This window comes from Candidatus Nitronauta litoralis, assembly GCA_015698285.1.
Taxonomy (GTDB): Bacteria; Nitrospinota; Nitrospinia; order Nitrospinales; family Nitrospinaceae; genus Nitronauta; species Nitronauta litoralis.
Window position 1 is genome coordinate 656148 of the sequence record CP048685.1, and the last position, 17838, is coordinate 673985.

At 50.0% G+C, this 17838-nt stretch carries 17 protein-coding genes; 5 read left to right on the forward strand and 12 right to left on the reverse strand.

The features are described 5' to 3' along the window. Positions 1 to 6: 6 nt before the first annotated feature. The 7 genes from G3M70_02995 to G3M70_03025 all read right to left on the reverse strand — a co-directional run bounded on the left by G3M70_02995 (position 7) and on the right by G3M70_03025 (position 7571). Positions 7 to 747: a TlyA family RNA methyltransferase gene (locus G3M70_02995; protein ID QPJ60909.1), complete on the reverse strand. Its 741-nt coding sequence runs from the start codon at positions 745 to 747 to the stop codon at positions 7 to 9. Positions 748 to 813: 66 nt separating this feature from the next. Continuing rightward, positions 814 to 1068, reverse strand: coding sequence for an exodeoxyribonuclease VII small subunit (locus G3M70_03000; GenBank protein QPJ60910.1), 255 nt, complete (start codon positions 1066 to 1068; stop codon positions 814 to 816). A 55-nt stretch (positions 1069 to 1123) separates the two neighbouring features. After that, positions 1124 to 2725 (reverse strand): exodeoxyribonuclease VII large subunit, encoded by a 1602-nt coding sequence (xseA, locus tag G3M70_03005; protein QPJ60911.1) that lies wholly within the window; start codon positions 2723 to 2725, stop codon positions 1124 to 1126. A 16-nt stretch (positions 2726 to 2741) separates the two neighbouring features. Beyond that, positions 2742 to 3590 carry a bifunctional methylenetetrahydrofolate dehydrogenase/methenyltetrahydrofolate cyclohydrolase FolD gene (folD, locus tag G3M70_03010; GenBank protein ID QPJ60912.1) on the reverse strand — a complete coding sequence of 283 codons (849 nt, stop codon included), beginning with the start codon at positions 3588 to 3590 and terminating at the stop codon, positions 2742 to 2744. 33 nt (positions 3591 to 3623) lie between these two features. Then, positions 3624 to 4469, reverse strand: a complete 846-nt coding sequence (locus tag G3M70_03015) for an HDOD domain-containing protein (protein QPJ60913.1) — start codon at positions 4467 to 4469, stop codon at positions 3624 to 3626. Positions 4470 to 4502: 33 nt separating this feature from the next. Beyond that, entirely contained in the window at positions 4503 to 5990 is a 1488-nt protein-coding gene (locus tag G3M70_03020) for a GAF domain-containing protein (GenBank protein QPJ60914.1), read from the reverse strand. Between the two features lie 159 nt (positions 5991 to 6149). Then, positions 6150 to 7571, reverse strand: a complete 1422-nt coding sequence (locus G3M70_03025; GenBank protein ID QPJ60915.1) for a sodium/proline symporter — start codon at positions 7569 to 7571, stop codon at positions 6150 to 6152. A gap of 217 nt (positions 7572 to 7788) precedes the next feature. Here G3M70_03025 and G3M70_03030 point away from each other — a divergent pair, with 217 nt between their 5' ends. From G3M70_03030 to holA, 3 genes are read left to right on the forward strand one after another with little or no spacing between them, the layout of a single operon-like run. After that, complete coding sequence (locus G3M70_03030; protein QPJ60916.1) at positions 7789 to 10284, forward strand: leucine--tRNA ligase; 2496 nt, start codon at positions 7789 to 7791, stop codon at positions 10282 to 10284. Continuing rightward, positions 10281 to 10844 carry an LptE family protein gene (locus G3M70_03035; protein QPJ60917.1) on the forward strand — a complete coding sequence of 188 codons (564 nt, stop codon included), beginning with the start codon at positions 10281 to 10283 and terminating at the stop codon, positions 10842 to 10844. The genes G3M70_03030 and G3M70_03035 overlap by 4 nt, the downstream gene beginning before the upstream one ends. Before the next feature lie 9 nt (positions 10845 to 10853). Beyond that, entirely contained in the window at positions 10854 to 11849 is a 996-nt protein-coding gene (holA, locus tag G3M70_03040) for a DNA polymerase III subunit delta (GenBank protein QPJ60918.1), read from the forward strand. A gap of 102 nt (positions 11850 to 11951) precedes the next feature. Here holA and G3M70_03045 read toward each other — a convergent pair whose 3' ends face one another. The 4 genes from G3M70_03045 to G3M70_03060 all read right to left on the reverse strand — a co-directional run bounded on the left by G3M70_03045 (position 11952) and on the right by G3M70_03060 (position 14068). Next, on the reverse strand, positions 11952 to 12224 hold the full coding sequence (locus tag G3M70_03045) for a 30S ribosomal protein S20 (protein ID QPJ60919.1): 273 nt from the start codon (positions 12222 to 12224) through the stop codon (positions 11952 to 11954). A gap of 122 nt (positions 12225 to 12346) precedes the next feature. Beyond that, entirely contained in the window at positions 12347 to 12850 is a 504-nt protein-coding gene (locus tag G3M70_03050) for a hypothetical protein (GenBank protein ID QPJ60920.1), read from the reverse strand. A gap of 141 nt (positions 12851 to 12991) precedes the next feature. Continuing rightward, a complete protein-coding gene (locus G3M70_03055; protein QPJ60921.1) occupies positions 12992 to 13672 on the reverse strand; it encodes an Hpt domain-containing protein in 681 nt (226 codons plus the stop codon). Between the two features lie 18 nt (positions 13673 to 13690). Then, entirely contained in the window at positions 13691 to 14068 is a 378-nt protein-coding gene (locus G3M70_03060) for a response regulator (protein ID QPJ60922.1), read from the reverse strand. Positions 14069 to 14275: 207 nt separating this feature from the next. Here G3M70_03060 and G3M70_03065 point away from each other — a divergent pair, with 207 nt between their 5' ends. Next, entirely contained in the window at positions 14276 to 14959 is a 684-nt protein-coding gene (locus G3M70_03065; GenBank protein ID QPJ60923.1) for an SAM-dependent methyltransferase, read from the forward strand. A 219-nt stretch (positions 14960 to 15178) separates the two neighbouring features. Here the strand turns inward: G3M70_03065 and G3M70_03070 are convergent, their stop codons facing one another. Further along, positions 15179 to 15391 (reverse strand): hypothetical protein, encoded by a 213-nt coding sequence (locus G3M70_03070; GenBank protein QPJ60924.1) that lies wholly within the window; start codon positions 15389 to 15391, stop codon positions 15179 to 15181. Between the two features lie 311 nt (positions 15392 to 15702). Between G3M70_03070 and G3M70_03075 the strand changes: the two genes are divergently transcribed. Further along, the gene (locus G3M70_03075) at positions 15703 to 17790 is read left to right on the forward strand and encodes a TonB-dependent receptor (GenBank protein ID QPJ60925.1); all 2088 of its coding nucleotides are present in this window, start codon (positions 15703 to 15705) and stop codon (positions 17788 to 17790) included. Positions 17791 to 17838: the final 48 nt, after the last annotated feature.

A 17838-nucleotide genomic window follows, 5' to 3' on the forward strand; every position in this document is an offset into this window, starting at 1 on the left:
TTGAAATCACTCCAGGTTTTCTATTTCTTTTTCGGGGGAAACTTTTGACCACAGCGTACCTGGTTCCCAGAGTTTCCCGTGCGCTTCGGCCTGGCAGTGCAGGAAAAACTCCCGATTGCCTTTTTGCCCTTCAATAGGTGACAGGGTCACATCGCTTAAACCCCACCGCGCCTCTTCAACACAGGCCGCAATTTTCACCACTGCCGAATAGTGTTTGGCCGGATCGCGGATCACTCCTTTTTTTTCGACTTCATTTTTCCCGACTTCGAATTGCGGCTTGACCAGGGCCACCACATGCCCGTTGTCTTTAATTAAGGGGAAAACCTGCGGCAGAATCAATTTCAGCGAAATAAACGAAACATCGATCACTGCGATATCGAAGGTACGCCCACCCACCTCTTCCGGCTTAAGCTCACGGGCATTCTTCCGTTCCAGCACCTTAACCCGTTCATCCTGTCGCAGCCGGTAATCGAGCTGATTGTATCCCACATCGACGGCCACCATTTTTTCAGCGCCGTTTTGCAAAAGGCAATCCGTGAAGCCACCGGTGGAAGCACCAATATCGATTCCGGCAAACCCGGTTGGGTCTATTCCAAACGTTTCCAGTGCGTGCTGCAGTTTTAATCCACCACGACCGACATAGGGGTTCGGGTCTTCCAACACCAGCAACAACTCATCCGGGTCGAGCATACGTCCCGGTTTATCGACCACATCCGGCCCCGAGCGCACGAGTCCGGCGAGAATCAACGCCTGGGCACGTTGGCGGGATTCGACGAGTTTTTTTTTACCAGCAACTCATCCGCGCGGACACGTTTACTCGCCTTGCCCATCGGTTCCTCCGGAAGGAAACAGTTCCGCAGCAAGATCACCCTTGCCATTTTTGGTGAGCTTCTCGATTTTCTGTTCCGCCTCTTTCAGTTTTTCAGAACACACCCGCGACATCTGGATGCCTTCTTCAAAAATCTGAAGGGACTTGTCGATGTCCAGCTCGCCTTTTTCCAGCTCCTGCACGATTTTTTCGAGCCGTTCCATCGCTTTTTCAAACTTGATGTCTTTTTTTTCCGCCATAATGTCTCCCGTTTCTTCTGGCCTTTATTTACACAAGGTCAAGGCATCCATCATTCTACCCATCCTCAACAGTCGCGTCCAGTTCTCCATCCGAAAGGCGAATCCGCAACCGATCCCCCGGTTTAACCTGGTCCTTTCGGAATACCACTTTGCCCGTTTCCCTCTTGCTGGTGAGGCTGTAACCCCTCCCCAGCACCTGCAAGGGACTCAGCGAATCAAGCTGCCGGGCGATCGCATCGAAACGATTACGCTCTGTTTTCAATCCACCTGTCATCAGGTGAGCCAGCAGATGGTTCTGGCTGTCAAATCGCGAGCGTGCCTGGGCCAGTTTTCTCTCCGGCGAAGCAGACAGCAACCGTTTTACCAATGACCGTAAGGTCTCCCGTTGAACCCGTGACCAGGAATCCAGACTTCTCGGCAATCGCGACAGGTCGAGTCGATTGCGTTCAAGCCGCACACGGCTCATCATCAGGTGACCAAGCAATTGTTCCTGGTTTTCGAGACGAGCCCGCTGCTGGATCAATTTTCTTTCAGGAGAAGCAGAGAGCAGTCGCTTGACCCTGGAATTCAACCCTTCGCGTTGAACCAGGGACCATGTTTCAAGACTGCGCGTTAATCGTGCAGACATATCGTCCAAGCGTTGCGCGGGGTTTTCCAGAATGCGCGCGGGTTCGCGGAAAAACCGCCGGTCGATGAGCGACAACAGTCGTTCGCGTCGATCCTGAAACTGCCACTCAATCTGGCCTATCATGTTTTCAGTGAGCCCGCGCAACAAATCGAGCATTTCATCGAGCACAGGCACAGCGATTTCGGCCGCCGCTGATGGTGTAGGGGCGCGCAAGTCCGCCACAAAGTCGGCAATAGTCACATCCACCTCATGACCCACCGCCGAAATCACGGGAATCCTGGACTGAAAAATAGCCCGCGCCACCACCTCTTCATTGAAAGCCCATAGATCTTCAATCGAACCACCGCCGCGTCCGACAATGAGTAAATCAAGATCCTGTCGCAGGTTCATCTCTTTAATCGCTTTCGCTATTTCAATGGCAGAGCCTTCGCCCTGCACCTTGACAGGATTTAGCAGAACCGAGACCTTCGGGTTGCGTCGTTTGATAACGTTCAGGATATCGCGGATCACCGCGCCCGTGGGCGATGTGATCACCCCGACCTTCCAGGGAAACTGGGGCAGGGGTTTTTTATGCTGGGCGGCAAACAACCCTTCTTCTTCCAGTTTCTTTTTGAGCTGGTCGAACGCTTTTTGAAGAGCACCGAGGCCGCGTGGCTCCATGCTGTCGACGATGATCTGGTATTCACCGCGCGCCTGGTAAACGGCAACACGTCCGGACAAAAGAATCTGATCTCCATCTTCCGGTTCAAACTTGAGACCCGAACGGGAACCGCGAAACATGACGCAGCGGATCTGACAGCGGTCATCCTTGAGAGTGAAATAGGCATGTTTGGACTGCGCTACTTTGTGCCCGGAAATTTCTCCTTCCAGCCAGATGGAGTCAAAATTCATTTCGAGCACACCGCTGATAGCGGCAGTCAGTTCGGAGACAGTGTAAACGGAGGGTGTTTCTTCCAGTTCCTCTTCAATCTCATCATCCGGCTCTTCTGGATGCGAGAACAGATTTGTTCCGCCGTAGGGGTCGTTCATGATTCCTATCCTGCCGTTATTTTTCGGAAACCATTTTGAAAGCTTCAAGTGTATTGCTCATGAGCATGGCAATGGTCATGGGGCCGACACCACCAGGCACCGGGGTGATATAGGAAGTTTTTTTCGAGACTGCATCGAAGTCGACATCCCCTACCAGCTTGCCATCAACCCGGTTGATACCGACATCAATGACCACCGCGCCGTCTTTCACCATATCGGCAGTAACAAATTTGGGTCTGCCAATTGCCGCAACCAGAATATCAGCGGAACGTGCCATGGCCGGAAGGTCTTTGGTCCGCGAATGGCAAATGCTGACAGTAGCGTTTCGTCCGAGTAAAAGATGCGCCATAGGTTTACCCACTATATTGCTCCGTCCAAGAACAACGGCATGCTTACCTTCAATATCGATTTTATAGTGGTCGAGCATCTCGATGATGCCTGCCGGAGTACATGGCACCAGCTTGGCCCCTCCTGTGGCGAGATAGCCAACATTTACTGGATGAAACCCATCAACGTCTTTCGCCGGATGAAGCGCTTCTAAAACTTTTTGGGAGTCGATACCATCGGGGAGAGGCAATTGAACCAGAATGCCGTTTACTTCCGGATGAGTATTGAGATCTTTTATTTTTCCGAGCAATTCTGCCTGGCTGATGTTTTCATCAAGATGAAGCGAAAAATTATTAAAACCCATTTTCTCGCAGGTTTTGTTTTTATTACGGACATATACGGTAGAAGCAGGATCTTCTCCTACCTGGACAACAGCCAGACCAGGAACCTTGCCGGTTTCAGCTTTGAGCGCTGCCACCTCGGCCGCTACCCTGTCCTTAACTGTTTGCGATACTACTTTTCCATCAATGAGTGTCATTGTGCATGGTCTCTTTGTAAGAAGGAAGAACGATCAGAGGAACATTCTAACAGCTTCGTCAAACTGTTCCGACATTTGGGTTATTTTTGGAGCGAGTTTCTTAGGGTCCACCCCGATTCGGTCCCAGGTATTTTTTTGCAAGCGGGGGATACTGAATTCTTCGGTTTGGGCCAGGCTCATATCGTGGACAATGTAGTCCGCTGTATGAATAATAGCAGCTTCTTCGTTAAATTTTGGCGCGCTTTCCGGATCGTGGTGATAGGCCACAGCGTTGACCAGACGCTCGGGAATTTCCCAATGACGAAGCAAAGCACCCCCAACCGCCGCATGGTCAAAACCCATTTTCCTTTCTTCAATCTGGCTCAGGTTGCTCTGGGTCTCCTTGCTTTCCGTCAATGTCTCACGTGCCAATCCGGGTTCTTTCATATAGATTATCAATCGGCCCAAATCGTGAAGAACGCCAGCAAGATAAAGCCGTTCTACATTTCCATCATCGCGTACCATGCCAATCGTCCGCGCTGCCATGCCCGTGGCAATGCTGTGCCGCCAAAACGATTCCATATTAAACAAGGTATTGGGAATACCACGGAACTGGTAGATCACCGCCGTTGCCATCGTCAGGTTGACCATCTGGTCCAGGCCAATGATAGTGAGAGCGTGACTGACGGTATCGACTTTTGAGGTGAGGGCGAAAAACGAACTGTTTACCACTTTCAGTAAACGTGCGGAAAGTCCCGGGTCATGACTGATGATCTCGCCGAAATCAGAAAAGGATTTATCGGGGTCTGCCATTGCCGATTGCAACTGGTAAAAAACAGCAGGCAGGCTGAATACCTGGTCCCTGCCGGCCAGAAAATCTTCAGGCTGGCTATACTCCAAGTGTCCTCCTCCTTTGGGTTGAAGTAACCAAAGTCAATCTATCTCGAGTTCCTTGATGAGGCGGGATAAATAGGACCGCTGGACATCCAGGATCTTTGCGGCCTTGGTCCGGTTGCCGGCAGTGGATTTCAGCGTGTTGGTTATAAAAGATTTGCGAAACGCATCACTCGCTTCCTTAAGGGAAGCTCCAACATTGATTTCGATCTGGGAATCCGATGATTCAAATGGAAACGAATCAACCGTCAACTCCCCTGAATCCTGAAACACTATGGCGCGCTCAACTGCATTTTCAAGATGGCGGATGTTGCCGGGCCAGGAATACCCTTTCAAATGCGAAAGCAACCCCTTCGCGAGTTTGGGCTTGGGTTGACCCGGCGGATTGTGCTTCCGAATAAAATAATGCACCAGATCAGGAATATCCTCCGGGCGCTCGCGCAAAGGAGGAAGGGACAGATTGATCACGTTGATACGGTAAAAAAGGTCCTGACGGAATGTACCCTCCTGCACCATCTTGTCGAGGTCCCTGTTCGTGGCCGAAATAAGACGCACATCCACCTGAATCGGTTGTGTACCGCCGAGACGCAGAAACGATTCTTCCTGCAGAACCCGAAGCAATTTCACCTGCATGTCGAGGGGCATTTCCCCTATTTCATCCAGAAACAAAGTGCCACCATCGGCCGCCTCAAACAGGCCGATCTTCCGTGAATCGGCACCGGTGAAGGCGCCTTTCTCATGACCAAACAACTCACGTTCGAGAATTGAAGCAGGAAGTGCGCCACAGCTGATTGAAATAAATGGTTTGGATTGTCGTGGACTGCGATCGTGGATCAAGTGCGCAAATAATTCCTTACCCGTCCCGCTCTCACCTGAAATCAGCACCGATGCCTTTGAATTGGACACCCGTTGCGCCTGGTAAATACACTGCCTGAGTACTCCGCTCTCTCCGACAATGGTATAGCGCTGCCGGTATTCCTCCTGCAATTTGTCAAAATGATTTTTGAGTTGATCCTTGCCACGAATGACACCAAACGCCATCGACAAGATATTGGCAAAATGACCAAGCGTCTCAACATCATCATCATCAAATTTAGTACCGTCCTCTTTATCCAGTAACTCAACCGCTCCAATAACCTTGTCATCCAGAAAAATGGGCTGGCAAACAATTGCCCTCACATCGGTATTGGTTTTTTCACTGGCCAGGGAAAACCAGCGTTTGTCGGTGCTCACATCGTTCGACACCACCGGCTCTCCACTTTCCACAACCGCCCCGGCAATTCCCTGACCAGGTGGAATGTCGACCTCTTTCAGTTCAATACTTTTGTCACCAGATGCCAGATAAAAACTCAATGCACCCGATTTTTCATCCACCATAAGGATAGCCGCATTACGAGCGCCAACGGTCTGGACTGCAAGCTCAAGCAAAACCTGAAAAAACTTGTCCTTTCCACGGTGCGTGGATTTGAACATGGACGACAAGTTGCGCAGAGTTTGAATATTTGGAAAGCGTTTTAACTGTTTCATTTTCCCCGACTTAAGGTAAGACTTTATTCTTTTTCACAATTTTAAAAAATTTATTGCGCTAAATTATACACTAAATGTCGATTTTTCAAATATTTTATCAATGGAGCTGGGCAAATCTACCCTTTAGCCAATATTATCAAACAGTTTTTCCATGGGAATTCATTTGTTTTCCGTTTTAGCGGATACAAAATAAATTGTCAGGGAAGCCAGGGCAAAAGCTGGGACCAACTCATACAGCATCTCTGAAAGCCCACTCACTTTCCAAATTATGGTAACCGCAAACCCGGTGAGCATCCCCGCTATGGCGCCCTGGCGCGTGACCCGTTTCGAATATAAGGTAAACAAAATAAGCGGGCCGAAACTGGCCCCGAGGCCAGACCAGGCAAACAATACGAACCAGAAAATCACCTGAGTCTTGGCCAGTGCGATCAACATCGCGCCAACACCCAGTACAGCTATGGTGGCACGACTGATGAAGAGCATCTTTTCATTAGACACTCCACCACCAAAAATCTTTTCAACAACGTCATGGGCGACCGAGGATGCTGCCACAATGATCTGCGCTGAGACCGTTGACATGATCGCCGCCAAAACGCCGGTTAATACGATGGCCGTCAATGCAGTGGGCAAAAGCGATTCGGCTGCCCTCGGAAACAAGTGTTCTGGATCAGTGAGTCCCGGAAAAAGCGCGTTACCGCAAAGCCCGAGCAGGATCGCTGAAGAGTAAATGAGTCCACCCCACCCCAGGGCAATCCACCAGCCATCACGGATCACCTTTTCATTTTTCGCAGCCATGTAGCGGTTGAGCACGTGGGGCTGTCCCGGGTAACCCAGACCAATCCCCAGCAGGCCCACCACGCCTCCCAGAAACGCCGGCAGGGTTTTGCCTCCCATCAGGGCAAGCGTTCCAGGATTAGCCTCATTCACCTGGGTGATCATGCCGGAGAATCCGCCAAGCTCAATCAACGCCACCAGAGACAAGATCACCAGACCCCCAACCATAATCAGACCCTGGACAAAATCCGTCCAGGCCACGGCGAGGAACCCGCCCATCATTGTGTAGGTCAGGATGATGATTCCGCCAATGGGAATACTCAAGGTGTGCGACACACCAAAAATGGAATCGAAGGTTTTACCGACCGCTGTGAACTGCGCTCCGACATAAGCCATCATGCAGGAAAAAATGATGATGACCGACACCCAGCGCAAAAGATGCGAGCTGTCGCCGAAGTGGGCCTCGAGGTAATCGGGAATGGTGATGGCGCCGGTTTCGTGCGAATGCTTTCGGAGCGGTTCAGCAATGAATTTCCAGTTAATCCAGTAACCGAGTAGACAGCCCGGCAGAAACCAGATCGCAGACAGCCCTTCCTTGTAAGCCAGCCCCACCGTACCCAGCACCGCCCAGGCGCTTTCGGAAGAGGCCGTCGATGATACCGCGGTGACCCATGCCTTGAGGGACCGGTCCGCCAGAAAAAACTGGTCGGGGGATTTTGTGGAACGCGAAGTGACCCAGCCAATGGCCAGCATAGCCACAACGAACAGGGAGAAGACAACGAGTATCGATCCGGTGAGTTCCGTCATGCGGTTCAGGATAAACCAAAAACCAAAGACAAAGGCGAGATTCTTCTTCGCCTGAAGGCTTATCAGAATGACAATCCTATAAATTTATGTGTCACCTTGAGCCTAAAGACTGTTCTGGGAGTGTTGTAAAAAGCGTTAATCTCTGGCAACCCTTAACGGATTTCGCTAAACTAGGCGTCCATATCCGCCCATCGCTTTTTCCAAGGACCCCCGAAACATGCAGGAGTACGATTTTAAAGACATTGAAGCCCGCTGGCAGGCTTATTGGGATACTAATAAATCCTTCAGCGTCCGCGAAGATAAAGACCGGCCCAAATACTACCTTTTAGAGATGTTCCCCTACCCGTCCGGGCGTATTCACATGGGACACGTTCGTAATTACACCATCGGGGACGCCCTGGCCCGCTTCAAAAGAATGCAGGGATTCAATGTGCTGCATCCCATCGGATGGGACGCGTTTGGCATGCCCGCTGAAAACGCAGCGATCAAAAATAATTCTCACCCCTGGAAATGGACGCTGGCCAATATCGACACCATGCGCGACCAGCTCAAACGCCTCGGGTTGAGTTACGACTGGGACCGCGAAACCGCGACCTGCACACCGGAATACTACCGCTGGAACCAGTGGTGTTTCCTCAAGTTCCACGAACGCGGACTGGTCTACAGGAAAAAATCCATCGTCAACTGGTGCGAACCCTGCCAGACGGTGCTCGCCAATGAACAGGTAGTGGATGGTAAATGCTGGCGCTGCGACAATCCCGTCATCGACCGCGAACAGGACGGCTGGTTTTTCAAAATCACCGAATACGCCGACCGTCTGCTGGAAGGTTGCAAGGAGCTTTCCGGCTCCTGGCCCGAACAGGTCCTGACCATGCAGTCCAATTGGATCGGGAAAAGTTTCGGTGCTGAGGTTGAATTCAAAGTAAAGGATCAGGATGAATCGATCCTGGTGTTCACCACTCGACCAGACACCCTCTACGGCGCAACGTTCATGGTGCTGGCTCCAGAACATCCCCTGACCACGCAACTCTCGCGCAGAACGGATCAGGAATCGGCGGTTGATGAATTTGTCGCACGCATGAAGCGGATGGAGAAAAAAGACCGCACTGCAGAAGGCGGCGAAAAAGATGGCGTCTTCACTGGAGCTTATGCCATTAACCCGCTCACCGGAGATCCAGTCCCGGTTTGGACAGCCAACTTTGTTCTCATGGACTACGGAACTGGTGCGATCATGTCGGTCCCCGCTCATGATCAACGTGATTTTGAATTTGCCAGAAAGTACAAATTGCCCATCCGCGTGGTTATCACTCCGGCAGATGGCAACCTCAATGCTGATGAACTCGAAACAGCTTTTGTCTCAGATGGTGCCATGGTGCAATCCGGAGATTTTAACGGGCTCGCCGGACAGGAAGCGCGAAAAACCGTATGCGACCACCTCAACCAGCAGGGCATCGGCAAAGCCACGGTCAACTTTCGTCTGCGCGACTGGGGTGTTTCCCGCCAGCGTTACTGGGGGACACCGGTACCGATGGTTTTGTGCGAATCCTGTGGCACGGTACCGGTTCCAGAAGACCAACTGCCGGTAGTATTGCCAACTGATGTTGACCTCGGCGATGGTGGACAGTCGCCGCTTCACACGCTCGAATCGTTTTACAAAGTCGACTGTCCAAAATGTGGCGCAGCAGCCCGGCGCGAAACCGACACACTCGACACTTTTATCTGTTCGTCCTGGTACTTCGACCGCTACACATCCCCGCATGACGAGAAGCATGCCTTTGATCCGGAGGCGAGCCGATACTGGATGCCGGTGGATCAATACATCGGCGGCATCGAACACGCTATCCTTCACCTGCTTTACTCCAGGTTTTTTCATCACATTTTCCGCGACATGGGGTTGATGCATTCTCCCGAGCCCTTTGACCATCTGTTGACCCAGGGAATGGTTATCAAAGACGGAAGCAAGATGTCGAAGTCTAAAGGAAACGTGGTCGACCCGGACCGCATCATTGAACAATACGGAGCCGACACAGCCCGGTTGTTCATCCTGTTCGCGGCCCCTCCTGTCAAAGACCTTGAATGGAGCGACCAGGGGGTCGAAGGATGTTATCGGTTTCTCAAACGGGTGTGGGTCATTTTCCAGGAACTGGCGGGAAGCATCAGGGAGGCGGGTGAACTTCCAGAGGCCAATGCAGACATTTCCCCACCCTTAAAAGACCTGCGGCGCATGACACACATAACCATCAAACGCGTAACAGACGATACTGCGGTTCGCATGCAGTTCAATACGGCGATCGCTGCGATCATGGAACTGGTCAACCATCTTTACAATTTCCGCGATGGATGGGCGAAATCCGAACCCACCCCGGAGGATCGGGCTGTTGTGAAAGAGGCATTGGAAAACCTGGTTTTGCTGCTGGCCCCCTTCGCTCCGCACATTGCAGAGGACATGTGGTCCGCTTTGGGATATGCTGAGACGACAGACCGGGCTGCCTGGCCGGTTTATAATGAAGCGTTGATGCAGGCGGATGAAATCACCATTGTGGTGCAGATCAATGGTAAAGTCCGGCAAAAACTGACTGTACCCAAAGCCATCAGCGAGGATGATCTGAAATCCAAAGCAATGGAAGATGAGAAGATCCTCCCCTGGGTTGAAGGCAAAACCGTGCGCAAGACCATCGTGGTACCCGGGAAACTCGTCAATATCGTCGTATGAAGGAGACTCACTTGGCTCACCGAAATGTGGTAATCCCTGACTGGAGTTTTCGGCTGTTGAAATGCCTTCTATTGATCAGCTTGCTTATTATCAGTGGTTGCGGTTACCGTTTGTCTGGCACCGGCTCTTCACTGCCACCGCATATCAAAACCATCGCTATCCCGGTTTTCAAAAACAAGTCGAGTGAACCCACCATTCATCCGCGCCTGACCAATACCATTCGACGTGCCTTTCTAACTGACGGGCGACTCAAGCTGGTGGACGACCCCAAAAAAGCTCACCTTGTACTGAACGGTATCCTCGAATTCTACGACCTTCGCGCTGTCACATTCGATGTCAATGACCGGGCCATTGAATACTGGGTGTATCTGGGGGTCAATGTGGATGTAAAAGACCGGGTAAAGGGAAAGACCTTCCAGAAGGAAAACCTGCGTACCCGCTGGGACTACCGTCCAACTGCCAATGTGGTCAACGCCGAAGCCAACAGACAGGAAGCGCTCGACGAGGCCTTCCGCGATGTCTCTATCCGGTTGGTCAGCCTGATCATTGACCAGTTCTGATCTGAAACCGTGAACGCCTTTGAGCTAAAGGGAAAACTGACGGAAGACAACCGCCTGCCGGTTTACTTCCTGTATGGCCCCGAACGGTTCCTTGCCACCGAAATCATCGACCTGCTCACCAAACAACTGGTCACCGAAGACAACCGCGATTTCAATTTTGAAGCATTCGATGGCGCTTCCTCCAAACCTTCCGACTGGATCAATTCTGCTAAAACCATGTCCTTCTTTGGAGGGGACAAACTGGTCGTTGTTGAGGGAATTGATGGCGCATCGTGGGATGATGCGGGTATCGCTATGATGGTGGAATACGCCAAAAACCCGGTCCGGGAAGCCTGTCTTGTCATGACTGCGCTCAAGGCGGACCGGAAACGGAAAGTATACAAGGCCCTTTGTGCCTTGCCCGGTGCAGCCGAGTGCACGCCCCCTCATGAAGGTATGCTGTCCCCCTGGCTACGGGATCGCGCCAAGGAGAAAGGGTATACGCTGAGTGTGGCCGCCGCCGACAGGATGGTCGCACGAATTGGCCCCCTACCGGGGCGACTGATCTCGGAACTGGATAAGGTCTTGACCTATGCAGGAAAAAATAAAAAGGTGAGCGAAGAAGATGTCACGACCGTTGTAGGTGATATCCGTCTCGAAACCGTTTTCGCCCTGACCGACGCGCTTAAGGAAAAGAATGCAGGGCGCGCGTTGTCGCTATTACGCAACCAACTCAAACACGGTGAAGAACCTCTCAAACTACTGGGCACCATCGCCTGGCAATTCCGCATGATCTGGGAGGTGAAACATTTTCAGAAAAGAAACATGCCGAGCGCTGGCATCGCCCGTGCTATGGGACAAAAACCTTTTGTCGTAGACAAAGCGGCACGTTACACGCGCAATTTTTCGGAAGTACAGCTGAAGGAAGGCTTGCGGTCACTCGCCTGGGCGGACCGCGAACTGAAAACCAGCGGGAAAGATCCTGCTGGTATTATGGAAACACTGGTACTAAAACTGGCGAGCTGAGTTTAAATAGCAGACATTCTAAACACCTACCCAAATAAAAAAGCTAACACCAAATATATATTCTGGATACTTTTTTCAGGGACTTCGCAATCTTTAAAAAAATTACGCTGATGCGCTCATCGCGTTGACCCGACGGGTAAGGCTTGAAATTTTACGGGCAGCGGCACGTTTGTGGATCACACCTTTGCTTGCAATCTTGGCGATACTCTTCTGTGCATCGTGCAGAGCCTTTTTTGCATCTTCCCCGTTATTTTCTTCAACGGCTGCATACACTTTTTTAGTGTGAGTTTTTAACTGTGTGCGGAAACCACGGTTGCGTGCGGAACGGGTCAAACTTTGTCGATGACGCTTGAGCGCCGATTTATGATTGGCCAACGAACAAACCTCCAAATAGGATAAACACCCGTCTTAGCGGGCAGGACAAATAGCGAAACAGGGATTTTATACCAAAACCGGGGCAAAAACAAAGAAGAAATTGGCCCAAATGATGCTAAGGGCTAAATATTGCGCAAGTTGCCGATGAGGCTATCGACCTGGTTGGTGAGGCCGCCGATGAGGCTTTGGAGTCGATCTGAAGCGCCATCCTTATTCAATAGGGGCAGCAGAAGATCGCTGTTCTGAACTTTCGGGAATACCAGTTTGAAGCTTTCCAGCTCCTTTTCGATATTAACGATCAAATCTTCCGGCACATCGTCAACCGAACCCAGGATGGATTCCAGAGGATTTTGCAGCCGAAACAGGAGTGAATTGAGTGGTTCCTGCTGAACTGCGGCATCAGCTTGAGGAGCGATCAAGGCCTGTTGCACAAGACCGGGTAAATCGTTGGCAAGCCCCGAAGTCTCAGACCGGATGGCTTCCAGGAGGGAATCGGAGTTCAATGACACCTCATCCCCTTTCAGTGATTCTGTTAAATCTGCAACACTAAACGTCGATGGCTTGGAATCCCCGCTGACGGGAGGTTTGGGTGAAATCTTTAATATTTCTCCGATGGGATCTACCATGATGTCCTGCCTTGATAAATGGTCTCTACTTATATTATCGGACAAAAGTGCCGAAAGATAATACCTTTCAACTCAGAATCTGAATAAATTTCTTGCCCATTCCGGCTGAAATTTTACAAGACGAATATAAACATTAAAAGTTTACGTGTCTGCCAATACGGTTTTTTTTAGATGGCGTTTGAGACGAATAAACTGGTATTCCACCTGGGCAAAACAGGCTCTGGAGATGGCACTTTCCCGATCATGACTGGCCCGTTCCAGTTGCTGGGCTGCTTCATATAAACATTCTGCAGCCAGGTTACCCGAAGCACCTTTTAATGAATGCGCTGCACTACTGACCTGCCCTAGATTGTCTTGCCGAAACCCATCGCGAATTTTCTCCAATTGATTGGGAGCATCTCCCAGAAAAACCTCTGAGATATCATGCAACAATTCTTCGTCATCATCACACTGCAACATTGCTGCAGTGCTGTTGAGCGCAACCGGTTCCAACTGTGGAGCCAGTTTCACCACGAACTCGAACAGATCGTCTTCCTTCGGGGGTCGTTTCAGGCTGTGTAACTCCTTTCCTGTAGAATACCCAACCGTCGCCAAAGGCAGGAGGTTCCCTGACTCACCCAACTCAGTCATCATTTCTGCAAGGTGTTCGGGCTTTTCCCGATAAATATCCTCATCGACCACCACCAACTCCAAAGGAGTCTCGGCAATTTTTTTCTTTGCCCCAGACAACGATTCACAAACCCAGACTTCGTGCCCCCACGACACCAAGGGCTTGAAGGCAGCAACGACCTCCAGGTCCTTTGCAATCAGTAACAGTCTCATTTCAAAACACCTCGAAAATTATCTGGCAGGTTGCCTGTTAAGCAACGCTTCAATTTTACTCATTAATCGTTTGATATCTACAGGTTTCGTATCGTAATCGTCGCAACCGGCGGCCAGCGCTTTTTCTGCGTCGCCAGACATCGCGTGGGCCGACAAACCCAAAACCGGAATTCTCCCAAGCTTGGAATCTGCCTTGATCAGACTGGTGGCAGTCCAGCCATCCATGACCGGCAGGCTCATATCCATCAGGATCAGGTCAGGATGTTCGGACCCTGCCTTTTCAACTCCCTCCCTGCCATCAACCGCCATCACGACTTCAAATCCGCGCCTTATCAAACGACGCGACAACATATCGCGATTCATTTCATTATCTTCAACCAGCAACAGTTTGGGCATTTGAAATCAAAAGGTAGACACAAATCCTGATGGTTAATGTATGGCCTGTGGAATTAATCTTAACCGCAGGTCCCGGCGTTTTCAACTCCTCAACAATCTTCTGACAACGAGAAAAAAGAAACTTTTGCGGGGCCTATCGCTCATCGTCTGCATAAAACCACTCTTTCTGTTGCTCCTCTGGTCCAGAGTGCCCTAAAATTTACCTCTATGGCTATGCAACTCAAAGAAGTCGTGCCTTTTGGTCGATCATTGGAAGAGTACCGATTGATGTTCAATTTAACCGAAGCCGACATTGAGAAATCAATCCTGAGCGTGGCGGACGGACCCGCCAGCTTCAATGCAGAAATGGCGAAAATTAATAAATCGGTTATTTCTCTGGATCCGCTCTACCGCTTCGATGCTCTCGAAATCAGGAACCGGTTTTTTGAGGTTGTGGACGATATCATTGATCAGGTGAAACAGTCACCGGGCGACTGGGTGTGGAACTATCACGGTTCACCGGAAAACCTGAAAAAAACCCGGACAAAGGTTTTGAACCTCTTTCAGGAAGACTATCAATCGGTTCGAAGGGACCTGGCCTACAAGGAGGGAGCCTTACCGGAATTAAACTTTCCTGGTAAAACTTTTGAATTGGTACTTTGCTCGCATTTCCTGTTTCTTTATTCAAAACAACTGGACCATGAGTTCCATCTAAAATCGATCAAGGAAATGATACGGGTCGGGAATGAAGTGAGAATTTTCCCCTTGCTCAGCTTGATGCTGGAAAAATATCCGCACCTGGACAAATTGATCCATCACCTGAAGCAAAAAAATCTGCACGTCGAAATAGTTAAAGTACCCTACGAACTTCAACGCGGCGGGGACGAGATGTTGATCGTCAAAAGAAGATGACAAACTTTGCCGATTTGTAATGGGCACACTCCTTTAGAAAAAGGTCCTGGCCCCTACGGGAGGAGAAGAATACCCACAATCTGACTCAGATATTCCTACAATATTGAATTTATGACCTGAAAATGTCCCAGCGCTCAATTGACTCTATAAAAAGAGTCTGTTATTTTGCCCGGCATGACCAAAGCCACTACCATATTTCTATTTCTTGTTGTCTGGTTCCTAGCCACAGTCAGTTTTGGAATGGCGAGCCCTCATGCCCACAAGGGAGAAAACCCCTTCCAAAATACAGGCTCTTCCAATATGGCTCATTGCCCCCACCATGAAAACCCCCTGCAGGGACTTTGCCCTCATCTCATTCTCGGGCATAGGGGAATACCAGCCAAGTGCATCATTAGTCAAGGCTGTAAACCCTTGCCAAATGGAATGCCGCATTCACTTTCTTTGAACTTTCCCACAGCCTGGGATGTATCCTATTTCGAAATGGGATTTCCAGCGCATGAAAAATATTTTCATCCAGACACGCCCCTCTTTCCTGAAATTATGATTCAGGACGCAACAGACCCTCCTCCCAAAGCTCTCTAATTCCTCCTCAATTTTAGATTAACTTTTTCAAATCAGCCTGCCTGTTGGCATTGGCAGGCTCAATGTGAAGGACCGTAATGCTTTGCGGCCAGCTTACACCCTGAGCGTATTCAGGTCCTGATTTTGTCATGTTGGTGAACTTGCCTCTAAGGGAGATTAGAATGAACAACCTATCAAGATTACCGGTTCTTGCAGTTTTCACAGTTGCATTATTGGGAGCCTCTACCGACTTAATTTTAGCGGCAGAAAACAATACGACTATCCAATTAAAAGAAGTCCAGGTTATTGCAGATAAAGAAAAAATCAAAAGCACATTAACTGTCCCCAGCAATCAGGATGCTTTAAAAGAAATCCAAAGCACCCCCGGGGGTGCCAACATAGTTGCTGAGGAGAAGTTTGAGAAAAAATACACACAGAGCTTTGCCGATACTCTCGCTCTCACTCCAGGAGTTTACGCCCAAAAACGATTCGGTGAAGAGGTGAGGTTTTCCATGCGGGGTTCCGGGTTATCCCGTGGATTCCATATGCTGGGGATCAAATTATTGCAGGATGGCATCCCTTTCAATCTAGCGGATGGAAGCGGTGACTTCCAGGAATCTGATTTTCTGGCACAACAGCGAATCGAGGTTTACAAAGGAGGCAATTCGCTTCAGTACGGAGGGACCGCCCTGGGGGGAACAGTCAATATGATTACCAAAAATGGCATCAGCCACCCAGGCCAGCAAGTCCGACTTGAAACCGGATCGGATGATACGTTCCGCTTCCACTTGCAAACCGGCCATGAGTTTGAGAGTTCGGATTTATTTCTCAGCCTGTCCGGCACAACAAGTGATGATTTTCGAGATCATTCCGAACAAGAAAATATCAAATTTAATGGAAACTTTGGTCTACGTCTTTCAGACCAGGTCGAAAGCCGGTTTTACTTCACGACCAACATTATTTCTCAAGAACTTCCTGGAGAAATTCCGATCAATACAGTCCTGACTCTTCCCGAAACAGCAAACCCCGATGCTATCCTCTCTGACTGGCAACGCGACATCAACTCGGTCAGACTTGCGAACAAAACCACCTTTGACCTGGGTAACGGACGCTTTGTGGATGTGGGGGCCTTCATAAATCACAAAAACCTATTCCACCCGATCACCCGGTTTGTTGGAGTGATTGACCAGGAAAGTGTAGATTTCGGTTTCTTTGCTCAAGGGTATGGCTCTTATAACATTGGACAATTCGAAAACAATTTCCGAGCAGGATTCACAACCCAGTTTGGACACACAAATGCTCTTTTGTTCTCAAATATTGGAGGACAACGGGGAGCCTTGAGATCCGATCAGGATCAATACGCCCAAACGGCTGTTATATATGGAGAGAATCATTTCTTTGTCATCCCCGAGCTGGCTTTAATCACCGGGGGTCAAATCGTTGTTGCCGGTCGAGAGGCAGATAACAATTTGATGCCTGCGAGGAGCGACTCGGAAACCTACGCGACATTCAATCCCCGTGTGGGCTTGCTGTATCAACACTCTGACTCAATTCAATTTTTTGCAAATATCACCCGAAGCTACGAGCCACCTGATTTCATCAACCTGACCCAGGCCGGGACTATGGGCTTCATTCCACTGGATGCACAGCGTGCATGGACCGGTGAAATAGGAACACGCGGGCAATACGGCCCCGTGTCCTGGGATCTCGTTTTCTACAGGGCCTGGCTCGACGATGAACTATTGCAATTCGCAACCGGTCCCGGAATACCAGCTTCAACCTTTAACGCAGACGATACCATTCATCAGGGTATCGAGGTCGGTCTGAATTTTATGTTAGGACAAAATCTCCTGATGGGCGGTGATAGCCTGCGTTGGAGTAACGCCTACACTTTCAGCGATTTCTACTTTGATGGCGATGTCCAATACGGGAATAACACCATTGCAGGGCAACCCCCTCACTTTTTTCAAACTGAATTACGTTACGAGCATAAAAATGGCTGGTACATTGCGCCAAATGCAGAAGTGGCGAGTTCAGCCTTTGTGGACTTCAGCAACACCCTCAAAGCTCCTGATTACGCCATAATGGGTTTCACGGCAGGGTATCGCGTCAATGAAAATATCGACCTGTTTGTCAGTGGTCGCAATCTGCTGGATGAAGAATATGCTGCCACCTTTTCGACCATTGCCAGCCCAAATCCCTTCAACACTTCAACATTTTTTCCAGGGGATGACCGAAGGCTGTTTGGCGGAGTAACGGTTAACTTTTAAATTCCGTCAGACCTATATTAAGGCTCAACCCTTGTAGTTCAGAAGATC